Origin of the sequence: Flavobacterium glycines (assembly GCF_900100165.1) — a bacterium.
Classification (GTDB): domain Bacteria; phylum Bacteroidota; class Bacteroidia; order Flavobacteriales; family Flavobacteriaceae; genus Flavobacterium; species Flavobacterium glycines.
The window spans coordinates 837,904-853,573 of the sequence record NZ_FNEO01000001.1; the positions used below are offsets into that span (position 1 = coordinate 837,904).

The window sequence follows — 15,670 nt, forward strand, 5'->3', positions numbered from 1 at the left end:
TCAAAGCAAATTTGCATAAATAAGCTACCGACATTACTTCATAAAAAAATCGTATAGAAAAAAGGAGTTAATTTTAAGTTAATTAAATATGTAAACCGCTATACTGTATGGGTTTGTGTTTTTTTTATGTTCAAAAACCGTATAGAAAAAAGACTGTTTTTTATAGTTTTAAAGTAGTGTTTTTAAGTAGTTTTTGATCAAAATCGTCTTTATTTACGATTGAATTATTACGGATTTTAGTTTTATAGGCATAAATAGAGTTGACAGAATAGCCTAAAATTTGGGCTATAATTTCGTTATGTGTAATTCCCAATCGAATTAATGCGTAAATCCGTAATTCCTTTGTAAGGATTTGTTCCTTGTTTAGTTTGATTTTATGTTCGTCTTTCATTAAAGTGTTAAATTCATTAATGAAATTTGGAAAAAGATTGATAAAGGCGGTATCAAAATTCTCCAACAGTTTTTCTTTTTCTCGTTTTAGATTATAACCCGAAATAGTTTGTTCTGCTTTTTCATAATTTTTTTCTTCAAGATGTTTTTTGATTTTAGTATTTAAAGAAGTGAATTTTTCAAAAACCTGTTCATTTTGGGTAAAAAATAATCCTAAGTATTCTTCTTTAATTTTATTTGCCTCAAATAGTTGTGAATTGGCTTCTTTAATTTCAATGCTTTTAGATTTTATTTTTTCATTAACTTTTTTCAATTGTTTGTTAATGGTTTTTAAGTTTTGATGAGCATCTGCAATTGTTTTCTTTGCTTTATTTAATTTTCTATATTGAAAATAAATAGTGATAACGAAACAAATAGCCAGGATTAAAAAGAAGCTTACAATAATGTATTGCCAATAAATACGCTGTTTTTCTTTTTCAACATTATGAAGAATTTCATCTGCAATAAGTGGTAAAATGGCTCCCACTTGTAATTTACGCTGTTGAGCACCATAAAAAAAGGCATCGTCATTTGCTTTTTGAATCAGTAGTGAAGCATTTCCAACATCCCCTTTTTTAAATAAAAGTTCAGAAAGTTTTATGATGGCCAGAGATTCTTTAGTGGAGGTTTTAACATCATTAATAACAGCATCTGTAAAATGAGTAATAGCTTCATCGTTTCTGCCTAATTGCTGGTATAATTCTCCTAGCATATAATGTACTAAAGCCTGATCATGAGGGGGATTATTTTTTTTCAGAAGAATGTTGAAATCAGTAAGTGCTTGCTGTAATTGTCCGTCCTTAGATTTATTAAACGCTGCTAAAAATTCATTAAAAAATTGTCCTTTTTCGGTCAAAGAAAGGGCTTTTGCTCTGTATTTATGAGCCAATTCCAAATATTGTTTGTAAAAATGAGGCGTATTAGAGTATTCAGCCATATCTCCATAACAACGTCCTAATATGCCATAATAAAAAGCATTGTAGTCTTTATTGTTTTCGTCAATCTTTGAAGGTTCTAAAAAATCTAAAGCTTCTTTATACATTCCGGATGAAACACAGATATCGGCCAGATTCATATTGGCATTAGCAATCAAGGATTTGTCTTTTAATTCATAAGCTAAATTTTTAGCCTTAATTCCGTAATAAAAAGCAGAATCCCGTTTGAAAAATTTGAATTGATAAAACATTTGTTCGCTCAAATGGTATTGGGCTAAAAAGTCATTTTTAGGATTTTTTCTTAAAAGGGTTCGAATACTGTCAATTTCAATTGTTTTCTTCTTGTTGTACTTCGAAGAATTTTCAATAATCTGAATTAATGTGTCTAATTTGTTTTTTTGTCCTACAACAGAACTGGTAGTCAATAAAAAAACAGCAATTATAAGGGTAAGATTTTTAAAAGGAAGTAATGTTATCATTGCCTATATAAACTATTTAAGTTCAATCAGTAGTTTTTTGAATAATTAAGGATAGGGTATATAAAGTTGATGAAATAACAACTCTAAATGTAAATATAGGTAATATTGAGTATAAGTAGTGATTGTGGATTTTAATTTAAGTCCTGATTAAATAGTGTTAAATTCACACTTTATTCGTGTGAAACGAATAAATATTTGATATTTTTGGCTTTACTAACCTAAAATATAAATTTTAAAATGACTATTTCTGTTTTTAACCATTTGAAATTAACCCATTTCAAATTCTTTTTAAGCCTCTTTTTATTCGGTTTTTTTGTTACCAATTTGCAGGCGCAGCAAGCTGTAGCCAGTCCGGACGGGAAACTTACTGTAAACTTAGTTGTAAATAATGGAACGCCAACTTACAGTGTTTCTTACAATGGGAAATTGTTTTTAGAACCATCTCCTTTGGGATTGAAAACAAATGTTGGTGATTTTAGCTCGGGATTAGCTTTAAGCGATAAAGTGATCCAAAATAAAATTGATGAAATTTATGAGTTGCCAAATATCAAACAAAGTAAGGTGCATTATGTAGCTAATGAAGCGGTTTATTCTTTTACCAAAGACAATAAAGCAGCAATTGATATTGTGTTCAGGGTAAGTAATAATGATGTGGCATTTAAATATAAAGTGTATCCACAAAAAGAAGCACTTACCACTGTTGTAAAAGAGGAAGCTTCGGGATTTTTATTTCCTGAGGGAACGACAAGTTTTCTTTCGGCTCAAAGCAAAGCGATGGCAGGCTGGAAAAGAACCATGCCTAGTTACGAAATCCCATATACTGTAGATGAAGCTGTTGGTAAAAACGGTACAGGAGAAGGTTATACTTTTCCCTGTCTTTTCAAAGTTAATAAAAATGCCTGGGTTTTGATTTCAGAAACCGGAGTGGATAGTCAGTATTGTGCCAGCAGATTAATGGGTCATGAAAAAGGTTTGTATACCATTGGTTTTCCAATGGAAGGCGAAAATAATGGAAACGGAACATCGGCTCCAGCAATTGCACTTCCTGGTGAAACGCCTTGGCGTACCATTACTGTAGGCGAAACTTTAGCGCCTATTGTAGAAACTACAGTACCATTTGATTTGGTAAAACCGCTTTATAAAGCTTCTCAAAAATACCAATATACTAAGGGAACCTGGAGTTGGATCATTGGTATGGAAAAAAGTATGAACTACGATGAGCAAAAAAGATATATTGATTTTAGTGCTGATTTGGGTTATCAAACGCTTTTAGTGGATGCGCTTTGGGACACTCAGGTAGGGCGTGATAAAATTGAAGAATTAGCTAAGTATGCCGCAACAAAAGGAGTTAGTTTCTACTTGTGGTATAATTCTAACGGACATTGGAATGATGCGCCACAAACGCCTAGAGGAATCATGAATAATGCTATTCTTCGTCGTAAAGAAATGGCTTGGATGAAAAGCATAGGTGTGACCGGAATTAAAGTCGATTTCTTTGGTGGAGACAAGCAGGAAACGATGAAGCTGTATGAAGATATTTTATTTGATGCCAATGATTACGGAATTGCAGTTATTTTTCATGGTACCACTTTGCCTCGTGGTTGGGAAAGAATGTTTCCTAACTATGTTTCCAGCGAAGCAGTGTTAGCAAGTGAGAATCTTTATTTTGGTCAAAAATATTGCGATGCAGAAGCATTCAACGCTTGCTTGCATACTTTTATACGTAATACGGTAGGAAGTATGGATTTTGGCGGAAGTGCTTTGAATAAATTTTATAATGAAAACAATACGCCAAACAAAGGTTCAAAACGTATGACTTCTGACGTTTATGCTTTGGCAACGGCAGTTTTGTTTCAAAGTAGCGTACAGCATTTTGCATTAGCACCAAATAATTTAACCGATGCTCCAAAATGGGCAATCGATTTTATGAAAACAGTGCCTACCACTTGGGACGAAGTTAAATTTATTGATGGTTATCCTGGCAAATATGCCGTATTAGCCCGTCGTCATGGGGATAAATGGTATGTGGCCGGAATAAATGCTCAGAAAGAAACACTGAAAACTAAAATAAAACTTCCGATGATTAAGGCAGGAACCGAATTGAAACAATACAGTGATGATGCACAATTGAATGGCAAAGTAACAACAACAAAACTGAAAAAGAATCAGGAAATGGAAGTGACAATTCCTTGTAATGGAGCTGTGGTATTGCTGAATTAATTGTCAACAAATTTCCTTAAATAAATTAGGCTTATAGGAAATGAGGTTTTACTCATTCTTATAAGCTTTTTTCTTTATGAGAATTTATTACTTTATAAATTAATCAAATAAGCTACAGAAAAATTAAAATAGCTGGTGTTTTTTACATCAGTTTCTCCTTTTAGTGCATTAGGAAAATTGAAATTGTAACCTAATTCAAAGTCAAAGGATTTGTAATTGAAATCTAATGGAAAGTTGATTTGGGTATTGATTAAATCAAAGGTAGAATTAGTGGTGTACACGGTTACCGGATGGCCATTAAAAAAATAGTTTCGGGCTAATTCAATAGTTTGATTTCCTGCTACAATGCTTAATTGAGGTTTAAGGGAAAGTTGAGCTTTTGCAGTTTTAATGAGGTTAATTAAAAGATAATTCGTTGAGGCAATCTGAAGCCCGTCCTGGTTTCCAAATAAGTAGGATAAGGATAGTTGCGAGCTGAAATTTCTTTTTTTGTTTCTAAATGCTAAGCCTGCATTAATTACATTGTTATACGCATTATCCAAACTGTTGTTGTAAAAATATCGGGAATAGGAACCATTATATCGGAGTTTTTTTTGTTTGCCGAAATCTTTTCCAAAACCGATAGAAGCAGTTGTTAAGTCCCAATTAGGGTCAAATTCACTATAATAAATTCCGGATAGGCTGGCATAAATTCCTGAGGAATGCATATAGCTAATTTTTGGAGTCAGATTGTATTGATTTACGCCTATATCACGACCTGAAAAATAGGTTTTGTTGTTGTAATTCATCGAGAGGTAGAGAAACTGAAGTTTTGATATTGATTTTAAGAGTGCATCAATGTTTTGATTTTTTTCTAAAAGTCCATCAATAATTTCATCTGTTTCCTGTTCTTTTGGACTTGTATCCTGGGCATGAGTCTTTACGGCAAATGTAAAAAGTATAGCAAGTAAAAAGAGTTTTTTCATTTAGATATATAATTAAAAAAAGTAAGTGATTAAAAATTTCAATCACTTACTTTGAATAATATAAAAATAGTATAATTTATCGATGTTTCACATCACGCAATCTGGAATCTTTAATTGTTTCGCGAATCCTGTTACTGTTATGTTCTTGAATTTGTTGTCTTTGTTCAGTAGTCAGGCTGTTTTTAAAATCTCTCCTTAAATCTTTAATATTTTCTTTGCTCTCGTTGAGTAAGTTTTTTTGTGCGGTAGTAAAGGTTAAGACTAATGCGGCTTGTTTTTGTTCTTTACTTAGGCTGGCGTCTTTTAAAATGGCCAGTTGTTCAGCGGTAAGAGAGGCTTTGAAAGCTTCTCGATTGGCTTTTATTAAATCACGTTGTTGCTGAACTAGTTTTTGTTGTTCCGTTGTGAAATTATCAACCACAGTGCTCTTTTGTGCCCTTCCTGAATGCAATCCCATAAAAAAGAGAAATACTGTTATTGTGATTATAGATTTCATTTTAATTATTTTTTGGTAATACTAAGTTAAGTGTTTTTCAATTAGACCCCAAATTAGTCTGAAAGTTTAAATGTTACATGTCTTCTAAAAGGCGATTGGTAATGTACTCGTCGATTTCTTTTTCTTCCACAAATAACGACGAAACGATAATGTCGTTTTCGGGAACTAAATTGTGGCCTTGTGTTGTATTGTTAGCATTATTTGTTGTGGTAGTATTGTCAATTTGAACAATGCTGTCTGTAAGTTGATTTGTAATGTTTTCCTGGTTTTGAGAATTGTAGGTTCTAAAAATACTTAATCCCAAAAGCAATGTTACAGAGGCAGCAGCTAACCAGCTTGTTCTTTTTTTGTAAAAAGGAATGACTTTAGTTTCTTTTTCAGCTAATACCTTATTTAAAATTTCGTTTTTCGAGTTTGAAAAATAATTTTCAGGAATTGTAAGACCTAAAGTATCTGAATGAATTTTATTTAATTCATCTTCTTTTATCTGATTCATTTTATCTTTTGCATTCATAATATATGTCTTAGCTGTTTTCGATATTTTGAATTAAAGTTTTCTTTTTTAAAGTTAGAGTTTCAATATTACTTTCGATAAATTTTACGGCATTGTAATACAATGTTTTTATCGTTCCTTCTTTCATTTCTAAAATACTGGCAATTTCATGAAATTTCAAATCATCGTAATACTTCATGTTGAAAATTTGCCTTTGTTTATAGTTTAGCTCCGAAACTACAGTTTGTAATTTTAACTGCAGAACATCAGCTTCAAAAAAAGTATCCTCTAATAAACTATTCAAATATTTGGTGCTCACATCCTCTATTGATATGGAATGTTTGTTTTTGTTTAGTTCTAAAAAACGAATGGATTCGTTATAGGCAATTTTATACATCCAGGTATAAAGAGAGCTTTGTCGGGAGAATTTGCTTATTCCTTTGTAAACTCTTATAAATGTATTTTGTAAAACATCATCGGCGTTTTCATGTGTAATAACTAATTTTCTGATATGCCAATAAAGTCTAACCTGATACAAATCAATGAGCTTGTTAAAAGCCTTGTCTCTATCAGTCTCGCTAATCAATTGCTCAATAAAGTCGGATTCGTTTACCAATAGTTACATTAATTTATTTATTCAAAATTACAATTTAAAGCTTAAATTAGTAATACAAAAGATTTTATAATCTTAGAGCTTACGTAATTGGAACCCATACAAGAAAAAAAACAAACTCTTGTATGGGTTTTTATATATAGAGTGAAATTACTTGGTTTCTACACTTAGGAATGTTCCTGTAGATGAAAACTCAAGTTCTAAATGAGCGGCATCAGTTGTAGTGATGTACACTTCAATATGGCCGTCTCTTTCTTTATGAGCTCCATTAATTACTGCGCCAGGATAATTGGTTTCAATATACGTTTTAATTGCAGTAATTAAATCCGTTAATGGAATCGAAGCGTGGTCTCCAAAATCAGAGTTTGTTTCTTCAGAAACAAATTCATAAGTAGCCGTGAAAGTTAATTTAAGTTTTACAGCTGCAGAAGTTGTAATGTAAACTTCATAAGTTCCATCAGGTTCAATATGACCAATGTTTATGGTAGCGCCGGCATAATTAGTACTGATATAGGTTTTGATTTCAGTAGGTAAATTTGCCGCAGTTACAATGGTGTGCTCTCTTAGATGGAATGGATCAATAGTGCTTACAGATACAAATGTTCCATCGGATGTGAAATTCAAATTGAGTTTAGCATCATCAGCAGTAACTACAAATACATCAATACTACCATCAGTTTCTTTAAAAGCAGCAACTGTTTTTGATCCAGGATAATTATCAGTAATGTAAGTAGTAATGCTGCTGGCTAAATCGGCAACGGCTATACGCGTATGTCTTTCTGAATGTTGGTGTCTGTGATTACCATTGGCTTTCAGTTCAAGAGCCGAAACAAATTCGCCTGTACTGCTGAAATTCAATTTGATTTTTACCTTGTCAGCAGTTGTGATTAAAACATCAAAACTTCCGTCAGATTCTGTATGAGCCGAATTGATGGTTGCACCAGCATAGTTAGTGTTGATGTAAGTTACAATAGCAGCTTGTAAATCGCTAATGGCTACAGGAGTAATAGAACTAGAGCTGGATAAAAGACCTTTGGCAGTAAAATTCAATTTAAAAATAGCATTCACATTAGTAACACTTTTAGATGTTGTTCCTGTGTTTACATATACAGTATACGTTCCGTCTGAATTTAAATTTACTTCTGAAATGGTAGCTCCTGCATAGTTCTTAGCTACGTAGCTGCTGATAGATGTAGGCAAAGTAGCAGCACTGGTCGTTTCATAGGTCATAGCAGCAGTAGTGCTGTTATCGGTAGAACCCATATCTTCATTTGAACAACTGTACAATGCGCAAGATAAAGCGATTGCAAATAGAGAGATTTTTTTCATTTTTTTGAAATTTAATTGTTAATAGTAGGTAGAGTTATTTCATAAATGCATTTATCTGGAATTACTTCTATAAACCTATAGACCCTGTTTTTTTTAAAAAGTTTTAGCGAATTGAAAAAAAAATAAAAAAAAAATTAAAGTTGTTGAATGCTAAGGTCTTGCATGCAGGAAAGTTCAGAATAAAAAAGGCCGAGGTTTCTTTCTCGCTTTTGGTTTTTTTAATGTGCAGCTAAATTAAATAATCTGTTGTTTTTAAAAATTAGTAATTAATTTATAAAAAAAGTCTTATATTAGCATGAAGCATTATCAAATGCTCCTAAGCTTAACAGAAGCCACCGTTTTTTTGTATTTGTATTTCAATGTCAAGAGATTGCACTACATGGCAGAAATTGTTTGTAATAACGATTTTAAGTATTGTAGGGCAAAAAGCACTAATAATAAACAGGTTATGAAAACGCATACAGTTGATTTCCAAAAAGTATTTTTATCAGCTCCCAGCTTATTTTTGATTTTATCGACCGATTTTACCATTTTAGACCTTAATGATTCCTACGAAAAAGCAACAATGAAAAAAAGGGAGGAAATGATTGGTCGTAATTTATTCGAGGTTTTTCCTGATAATCCTGATGATAAGTTGGCAGACGGAGTCTCTAATTTATCCCGATCACTTCATGCTGTATTAAAAGAAAAAAAACGACATGTTATGGCGGTACAGCGCTATGATGTACAAGGACCTGACGGAATTTTTGAAGAGCGGTATTGGAGTCCGATAAACATTCCGATATTAAATGCTAACAATGAAATGGATTGTATTGTGCATCGTGTGGAAGATGTAACGGAATTTATGACCTTAAAGAATGAAAAATTCAAAAATGAAAATATTAATTTGGACTTGCAAAAAAAAGTAGATGAGATGGAGGTTGAAATTATCAAGCGTTCCAGAGAAATTCAAAAATTGAATTTTGAATTGGAACAAAAGGTAAAAGAACGAACAGAAACTTTGTTAAAAAGAGAAGCCTTGCTTGCCGAACAAAATAAAAAACTAAAAGAGCAAAATAAAGAACTGGAACAATTTACCTATATCACTTCCCATGATTTACAGGAACCTTTGCGTTCGTTGGTAAGTTTTACTGAGTTGCTTGAAAAAGAATTTGGCGGAACATTAAATGGAAACGGTAACCTCTATATTGATTTCATTTCCCAATCATCCAAACGCATGCAGGCATTAGTTAAAGGGCTGTTAGATTATTCCAGAATAGGTCGAAAAAAACAATTGGTTGAGGTAGACTGCAATCAAATTGTGAATGAGGTGCTTTCAGATATTACTCTGACTATTGCGGAAAGTAAGGCCAAAATAACCGTTGACGAATTGCCTAAGTTAAAAGCTTATTCTACTGAATTAAGACAGCTTTTTCAGAATCTTATAAGTAATGCTATAAAATTCAGAAAAAAAGAGGTGTTGTCCGAAATCCAAATTTTTGCAAGTGAGCGAGAAAAAGATTGGCTTTTTTCGATTCAGGATAATTCTATAGGTATTGATCAAAAAGACATGCATAAGTTGTTTGTTATCTTTAAAAGATTGCATGATCGGGATGAATATGATGGGACAGGTATTGGTTTAGCGCATTGTAAAAAAATAATGGATTTGCATTGTGGGACTATTTGGGTTGATTCAAAGTTGGGCGAAGGAAGTACATTTAAATTTACAATTCCAAAATTTTAAATATTATGAAAAAGAAACTCAATTGCGTATTATTAGTTGATGATGATAAAGGGACTAATTTTATTAATGAGATGATTATAAAAAAATCAGGTATTGCAGAACGTATTCAAACCGTCTTAAATGGAAAGGAAGCTCTTGATTTTATTACTAATAAAGGGAAGTATGAATCGGCAGGGGATGTGTATCCACAACCAATGTTGACTTTACTTGATATCAATATGCCGGTAATGGACGGTTGGGAATTTCTTGAAGCTTACCATGCATTGGAGGAACATCAAAAAGGAAAAATCATTATTGTTATGCTTACTACTTCATTAAATCCGGATGATAAAACCAGAGCCGAAGGCATTTCTGAAGTTTCCGATTTTAAAAATAAGCCGCTTTCTAGGGAAGCTTTTGAAGATATTATCAAAACGCATTTTCCGGATTATCTTTAGACTTTAAATAAAATTTGCAATTTATTTTTAGTTGCTGTTTTTGATATTTGAGAAGAGTTATTTTAAACTTTTCAAATAAATTTCGCCAAAATCTACCGATGTGCAAACTGTAAAATTTTTATCCTGATAATTTATTTTTGTGTAAGCTAAGGTATTTTAATTATGTTTGCTTCAATCTTATTTACACCAAAATTAATTGCCAATCATATAAAAATGAACCCTTCAAATGAATCTGCGCTTTTATTGTGTATTGCATCTGGCGATGAACTGTCCTATACCCGACTGGTTGAAAGATACTGGCAAAAGGTGCTACAGCATGCTTTGAGTTTTGTGAAATCATATCCGGTTGCTGAGGAATTAACACAGGATGTTTTTATTCAGATTTGGGAGAAACGAAACAAATTAGCTGAAGTAAATAGTTTTGAAAACTACCTTTTTATAGTGAGTCGCAATTTAATTATTAGTCATATTAGAAAAAAATTGATAGAAACAGATTCGTTGAAAGATCAAAAACTACAAGAGTTATTTTTTAAACCGGATGAACAATATGAGTTTGAGGAATTAGTCAAAATTTTAAACGAAGGAGCTGCACTTTTGCCCGAACCCAGACGCTCTGTTTTCCTGTTAAGCCGCATGGAAGGAAGGGATGCCGACTACATCAGTAAAAAATTAGGTATAGCAACAAGAACTGTTCGCTGGCATTTACTACAGGCTTTAAATTTTCTTAGGAGTTACTTACACAATCATTATATCATCAGTCTTTTAGCCCTAATTTTATTAGGGTTATTTTTTTTTAATAATTTTTTTCATTTTTCATTGCCACTTTAGTAAACAAATCTCGTCTTTATAATTGAACGGCTTTTTAATGCTGTTCTAAAACTTGTATTTATGTATCAAAAAGAAGTATTTAAAGAACTTATGGAGCAATTTATTTCAGGAGAAATCACTCCTGAAGGTAAAACAATGCTACTCTCGATGTTGGATAATCCCCAATATTCAGAGGAAGTGAATGCGATTCTTCGAGAAAATTATGACGCTGTAGAAATTCCTGTTGTTAGTCCTGAATTGACTAAAAGATTCATGGACGAACTTAAGGGTAAAATGAATTCTTCAAAAGCAAAAGAGCCGTCTGTTATAAGTTTATTCAATTGGAGAAAAATAGCTGTGGCTGCGAGTATTTTAGTAGCTATTGGTATTGGAACTCTTGTTCTTTTTCAAAAAAAGGATCAATCCCCAGTTACTGTTGCATTAAAAACAACTGATGATAAAGATCCCGGGAAATCGGGAGCGATATTGACGCTTTCTAATGGTTCCAAAATTGTTTTGGATAGCGTAGGGAATGGATTGCTTGCTAATCAAAACAATACGACTGTTTCAAAAAAGAATGGCGGATTGGTATATAAAGCAGGCAGGAATGCTCGAGTAGCATACAATACTATGACTACTCCCAGAGCAAGACAATATAATTTGGAATTATCAGACGGAACAAAAGTATGGCTGAACGCATCTTCGTCAATTATTTTTCCAACTTCTTTTGCTCCTAATGAGAGGAAAGTAATCCTAACCGGTGAAGCTTATTTTGAAGTAGCCAAAGATAAAAAGAGACCCTTTAGGGTTGCTGTCAATGGTATGCAGGTAAATGTATTGGGAACTCATTTTAATATAAATGCTTATGATGACGAGGCCAGTGTAAACACCACCCTTTTGGAAGGAAGTGTGTTAATTACTGAGAAAGCCAAAAAAGTACTGTTGAAACCCGGACAGCAAGCGCAAAAACAAAAATCGGGTGCTATTACTGTAAACGATAATGTGAATTTAGAAGAAGTGATGGGTTGGAAAAACGGTGTGTTCTATTTTGAAAATGCTAATCTTCAAACGGTTTTGAGACAACTAAGTCGCTGGTATGATGTAGATGTAGTATTTGAAAAAGGAATACCTGCAAGAACTTTTGAAGGAGAAATACAAAGGAATTTACAATTATCACAAGTATTAAAAATTCTGGAAAAGAATAAGGTTCATTTTAAAATTGATGGAAATGTTTTAAGAGTGATGCCATAATTTAGATTAAAACGGGGAAACCCATTTTTATAAAATATGTATTTGTTATCCATAAAAAAGCCAGCAGATGTTGGTAGCATTTGCTGGCTTGTTCCTAAAATTAAAAAGGAACAGTTGATGGAAAACAGATAGATAAACCAAGCAAGGAGAATTTATTATTAACCAAAAACCATTACCAAAAGTATGAAATTATTGCCAAAAACCAAGCCAAAAAACCATTGGCCAATTATTAACGCCTGGAAAGTTATGAAGTTAACCTCCATTTTAGTTGTTGCCCTAACTTTTCAAGTTTCAGCAGCAGTGTCCTCACAAACCATTACTTTTTCAGGAAAGAATGTTCCGTTTAAAAAAGTAATATCGGTCATAAAAAATCAGACCGATTATGTTTTTTTCTATGACATGGCTATCTTAAAAGATGTTAAGCCGATTTCTATTAATGTTGTAGGTGCACCTATTGAGAAGGTGTTGGAACAAGCTGTTGCAGAAACCCCAATTACCTGGATTATTGAAGGAAAGACAATTTCGTTCATTCCTAAAACTGAAAAGTTGAAAGGATTCACTTTTTTAGCACTACAACAAAATATTGTTAAAGGTAAAATTACTGATGAACAGGGCGCTCCTTTACCTGGAGCTACTGTACTTGTAAAGAAAACCAATAAAAGTGCTACTACAGATTTTGACGGAAATTATACTATCGCCGCTTCTGAAATGGATATTTTGTTATTCTCTTATATTGGATACACTACAAAAGAAATAGCAGTTTCAAACCAAAAAACAATTAATGTAAGTTTGAAAGAAGATATCTCTGATCTAAAAGAAGTAGTGGTTGTGGGCTATGGAACCCAGAAAAAAGAGCAACTAACCAGTGCGGTAGCCAAAGTGTCATCCAAAGATTTTAACACAGGTAGTGTTAGCGATGCCGGACAGCTTATTCAGGGAAAAGTTGCAGGATTAAGTATTTCATTACCAAGTGGAGACCCAACAGCCGGGACTCAGGTTTTGTTAAGAGGAAGTAGTACACTTATTGGAGGGAATGCCAATCCTTTAGTTTTGATTGATGGTGTGCCTGGAGATTTTGGGACAGTACCACCTCAGGACATAGAATCAATTAGTGTTCTTAAAGATGGTTCGGCTGCAGCAATGTATGGGACAAGAGGAACAAATGGTGTTATATTGATAACTACTAAAAGAGCATCTGGTTCTTATAAAAGTTCAATCAGCTACTCTGCTATTTTAAGTACGCAGCAAATAAGCAGAAGTTTGGACATGCTTAGCGCTCAGGATTATAGAAATCAAATTGCCGCCGGAAAGAGAAATGCAAATAATGATTTTGGAGATGATACGAATTGGCTTAATGCTATAACACAAACTCCAATTAGCCACACACATAATCTTACTTTTAGAGGAGGGGATTCTAAAACAAATTACTTAGCTACTTTCAATGTTAGAAAACTAGAGGGGATTTTCCTAAAATCAGATAACAATCTTTATACAGGACGTGTAGATATTAATCATTCGATGTTTGATGATAAACTTCGTTTTAATTTAGGGTATCAAAACAGAAGTGGAAATTATACAACAACCGGAGATGGTTACAGTTTTAACGGCTACACTTACAGACAAGCTTTGATAAGAAATCCTACTTCACCTACCAGATATGAAGACGGATCATGGGATTCAGCCAGTGATATTGGGAATTTTAATTATGACAATCCACTAGGTAGAATTTATGAATCCAGTGGTCAAAACAGAAATAATTTTAGCAGGCTTAATAGTAGAATTGATTTCTTACCGATTGAAGGATTGAAGCTTTCATCTTTAATTTCTTATTCAAGATACAATGAGACAAGAGGATATGCTGAGTCTAAGAATCATATTTCAAACACCAGAGGAGGTGTAAATGGATTTGCTTCTAATGGAACCAGAGAAACTCAGGACAGATTGGTGGAATTGACGGCTCAATATGCTAAGAAAATTGATAATCATGATTTTACCGTATTAGGAGGTTATAGTTACCAGGATAATTTTTTTAGAGATTATTGGATGACTAATAATGATTTTCAAACCGACATTTTTGGCTATAACAATATTGGTTTAGGATTGGGAATTAAAAACGGAACTGCTTTTGCTAATATTGGAGGTAGTACTGCAAAAACAAATCTTATAAGTTTCTTTGGAAGGCTTAACTATGCTTTTAATAATCGGTACTTATTGCAATTAAGTGTTCGACACGAAGCGGCAAGCCAGCTTTATAAAACTGATAAGCCGTGGGGAACATTTCCTGCTGTTTCTGCCGGATGGAGAATTTCTCAGGAGGATTTTATGAAAAATGTAAAGTTTGTTGACGAACTTAAGTTAAGAGCAGGTTATGGTGTTACGGGTACACCTAATCCTAATCAATTTGGAGCTGTTGCGTTGTTAGGATATGGATCAAGTTTCTATTACAATGGTACGTGGATAAAAACTTTGATTCCTATACAAAATCCGAATTCACATTTAAAATGGGAAGAAAAACACGAAACCAATTTAGGTTTGGATTTTGAACTTTTTAAAAGTTTTGTAACCGGTTCTGTTGATTATTATAAACGTAATATTAAAGACCTTTTGTATGATTATTCAGTTCCAACGCCTCCAAATTTATATGATAAAACCCGTGCTAATGTGGGGGAACTTTCAAATCAGGGACTTGAGGTTTTAGTTAATTTAAATGCAGTAAGAACAAAGGATTTTGACTGGACATCGAGTGTGAATTTTTCTACCAATACTAGTAAATTGAAAAGTTTAACTAATGATGTCTATACTTTAAGTTCTGATTATTTCTATACAGGTTCCACAGGAGAACCAATTCAGACTTTTACTCACAAAGTACAGGTGGGACAATCTATAGGTAACTTCTATGGCTTTAAAGTTGTTGACATTGATGATCAGGGAAAATGGATTTATGAAACTCCTGGTGGAGAAAGACAATCATCAGCTGATTTTGCCCGTAGTACTGAGAACAAACAATTGTTAGGTAACGGTTTGCCAAAATTCTATGCCGGATGGAATAATAATTTCAGATACAAAAACTGGGATTTAAGTATTACTATGAGAGGAGCTTTTGATTATCAGATACTAAATTATGACCGTATGTATTTTGAAAACCCAACAATTCAGTATTATAACAGATTGAAGTCTTCTGAAGATAAAGTTTTTGGCAAAACCCAGTTGACAGAGACGGCTTTAGAATTTAATAGTTATTATATAGAAAAGGGTGATTTCTGGAAGGTGGATAATATCACCTTAGGATACAATTTTAAAAAATTAGGGAAAGCCATAAGTTCAGCAAGAATTTATGCTTCTGTTTTAAATGCTTTTCTTATTACAGGTTATAAAGGGATTGATCCGGAAGTAGATAGAGGAGGTCTTACTCCGGGTAATGACGGCAGGGATAAGTATCCAACTGCCCGTACTTTTAATTTTGGAATTGATGTGTCGTTTTAAACCATTTAAA

General features: G+C 33.0%; 12 protein-coding genes. 6 read left to right on the top strand and 6 right to left on the bottom strand.

Annotated elements, in window-relative coordinates; all coding sequences use genetic code 11:
- Positions 1-160 precede the first annotated feature (160 nt).
- On the bottom strand, positions 161-1,843 hold the full coding sequence (locus BLR17_RS03205) for a DUF6377 domain-containing protein (protein WP_066327716.1): 1,683 nt from the start codon (positions 1,841-1,843) through the stop codon (positions 161-163).
- 237 nt (positions 1,844-2,080) lie between these two features.
- Here BLR17_RS03205 and BLR17_RS03210 point away from each other — a divergent pair, with 237 nt between their 5' ends.
- Positions 2,081-4,063, top strand: a complete 1,983-nt coding sequence (locus tag BLR17_RS03210; protein WP_083189358.1) for a glycoside hydrolase family 97 protein — start codon at positions 2,081-2,083, stop codon at positions 4,061-4,063.
- Positions 4,064-4,155: 92 nt separating this feature from the next.
- Here the strand turns inward: BLR17_RS03210 and BLR17_RS03215 are convergent, their stop codons facing one another.
- From BLR17_RS03215 to BLR17_RS03235, 5 genes are all read right to left on the bottom strand, one after another.
- Entirely contained in the window at positions 4,156-5,028 is an 873-nt protein-coding gene (locus BLR17_RS03215; protein WP_066327712.1) for a hypothetical protein, read from the bottom strand.
- A gap of 76 nt (positions 5,029-5,104) precedes the next feature.
- Positions 5,105-5,524, bottom strand: coding sequence for a hypothetical protein (locus BLR17_RS03220; protein WP_066327710.1), 420 nt, complete (start codon positions 5,522-5,524; stop codon positions 5,105-5,107).
- 73 nt (positions 5,525-5,597) lie between these two features.
- Entirely contained in the window at positions 5,598-6,038 is a 441-nt protein-coding gene (locus BLR17_RS03225) for a hypothetical protein (protein ID WP_066327706.1), read from the bottom strand.
- Between the two features lie 10 nt (positions 6,039-6,048).
- Positions 6,049-6,633, bottom strand: a complete 585-nt coding sequence (locus BLR17_RS03230) for an RNA polymerase sigma factor (RefSeq protein WP_066327704.1) — start codon at positions 6,631-6,633, stop codon at positions 6,049-6,051.
- A gap of 147 nt (positions 6,634-6,780) precedes the next feature.
- Positions 6,781-7,959, bottom strand: a complete 1,179-nt coding sequence (locus BLR17_RS03235) for a PepSY-like domain-containing protein (RefSeq protein ID WP_083189355.1) — start codon at positions 7,957-7,959, stop codon at positions 6,781-6,783.
- A gap of 448 nt (positions 7,960-8,407) precedes the next feature.
- On the opposite strand from BLR17_RS03235, the gene BLR17_RS03240 reads away from it, so the two are divergent.
- The 5 genes from BLR17_RS03240 (at position 8,408) to BLR17_RS03260 (ending at position 15,660) form a co-directional block, all read left to right on the top strand.
- Complete coding sequence (locus tag BLR17_RS03240; RefSeq protein WP_169817159.1) at positions 8,408-9,682, top strand: PAS domain-containing sensor histidine kinase; 1,275 nt, start codon at positions 8,408-8,410, stop codon at positions 9,680-9,682.
- 5 nt (positions 9,683-9,687) lie between these two features.
- Positions 9,688-10,119 (top strand): response regulator, encoded by a 432-nt coding sequence (locus tag BLR17_RS03245; protein WP_066327698.1) that lies wholly within the window; start codon positions 9,688-9,690, stop codon positions 10,117-10,119.
- A 213-nt stretch (positions 10,120-10,332) separates the two neighbouring features.
- Complete coding sequence (locus BLR17_RS03250; RefSeq protein ID WP_169817158.1) at positions 10,333-10,947, top strand: RNA polymerase sigma factor; 615 nt, start codon at positions 10,333-10,335, stop codon at positions 10,945-10,947.
- A 60-nt stretch (positions 10,948-11,007) separates the two neighbouring features.
- Entirely contained in the window at positions 11,008-12,177 is a 1,170-nt protein-coding gene (locus tag BLR17_RS03255; RefSeq protein WP_066327693.1) for a FecR family protein, read from the top strand.
- A gap of 183 nt (positions 12,178-12,360) precedes the next feature.
- Positions 12,361-15,660 carry a TonB-dependent receptor gene (locus BLR17_RS03260; protein ID WP_245683111.1) on the top strand — a complete coding sequence of 1,100 codons (3,300 nt, stop codon included), beginning with the start codon at positions 12,361-12,363 and terminating at the stop codon, positions 15,658-15,660.
- Positions 15,661-15,670 lie beyond the last annotated feature (10 nt).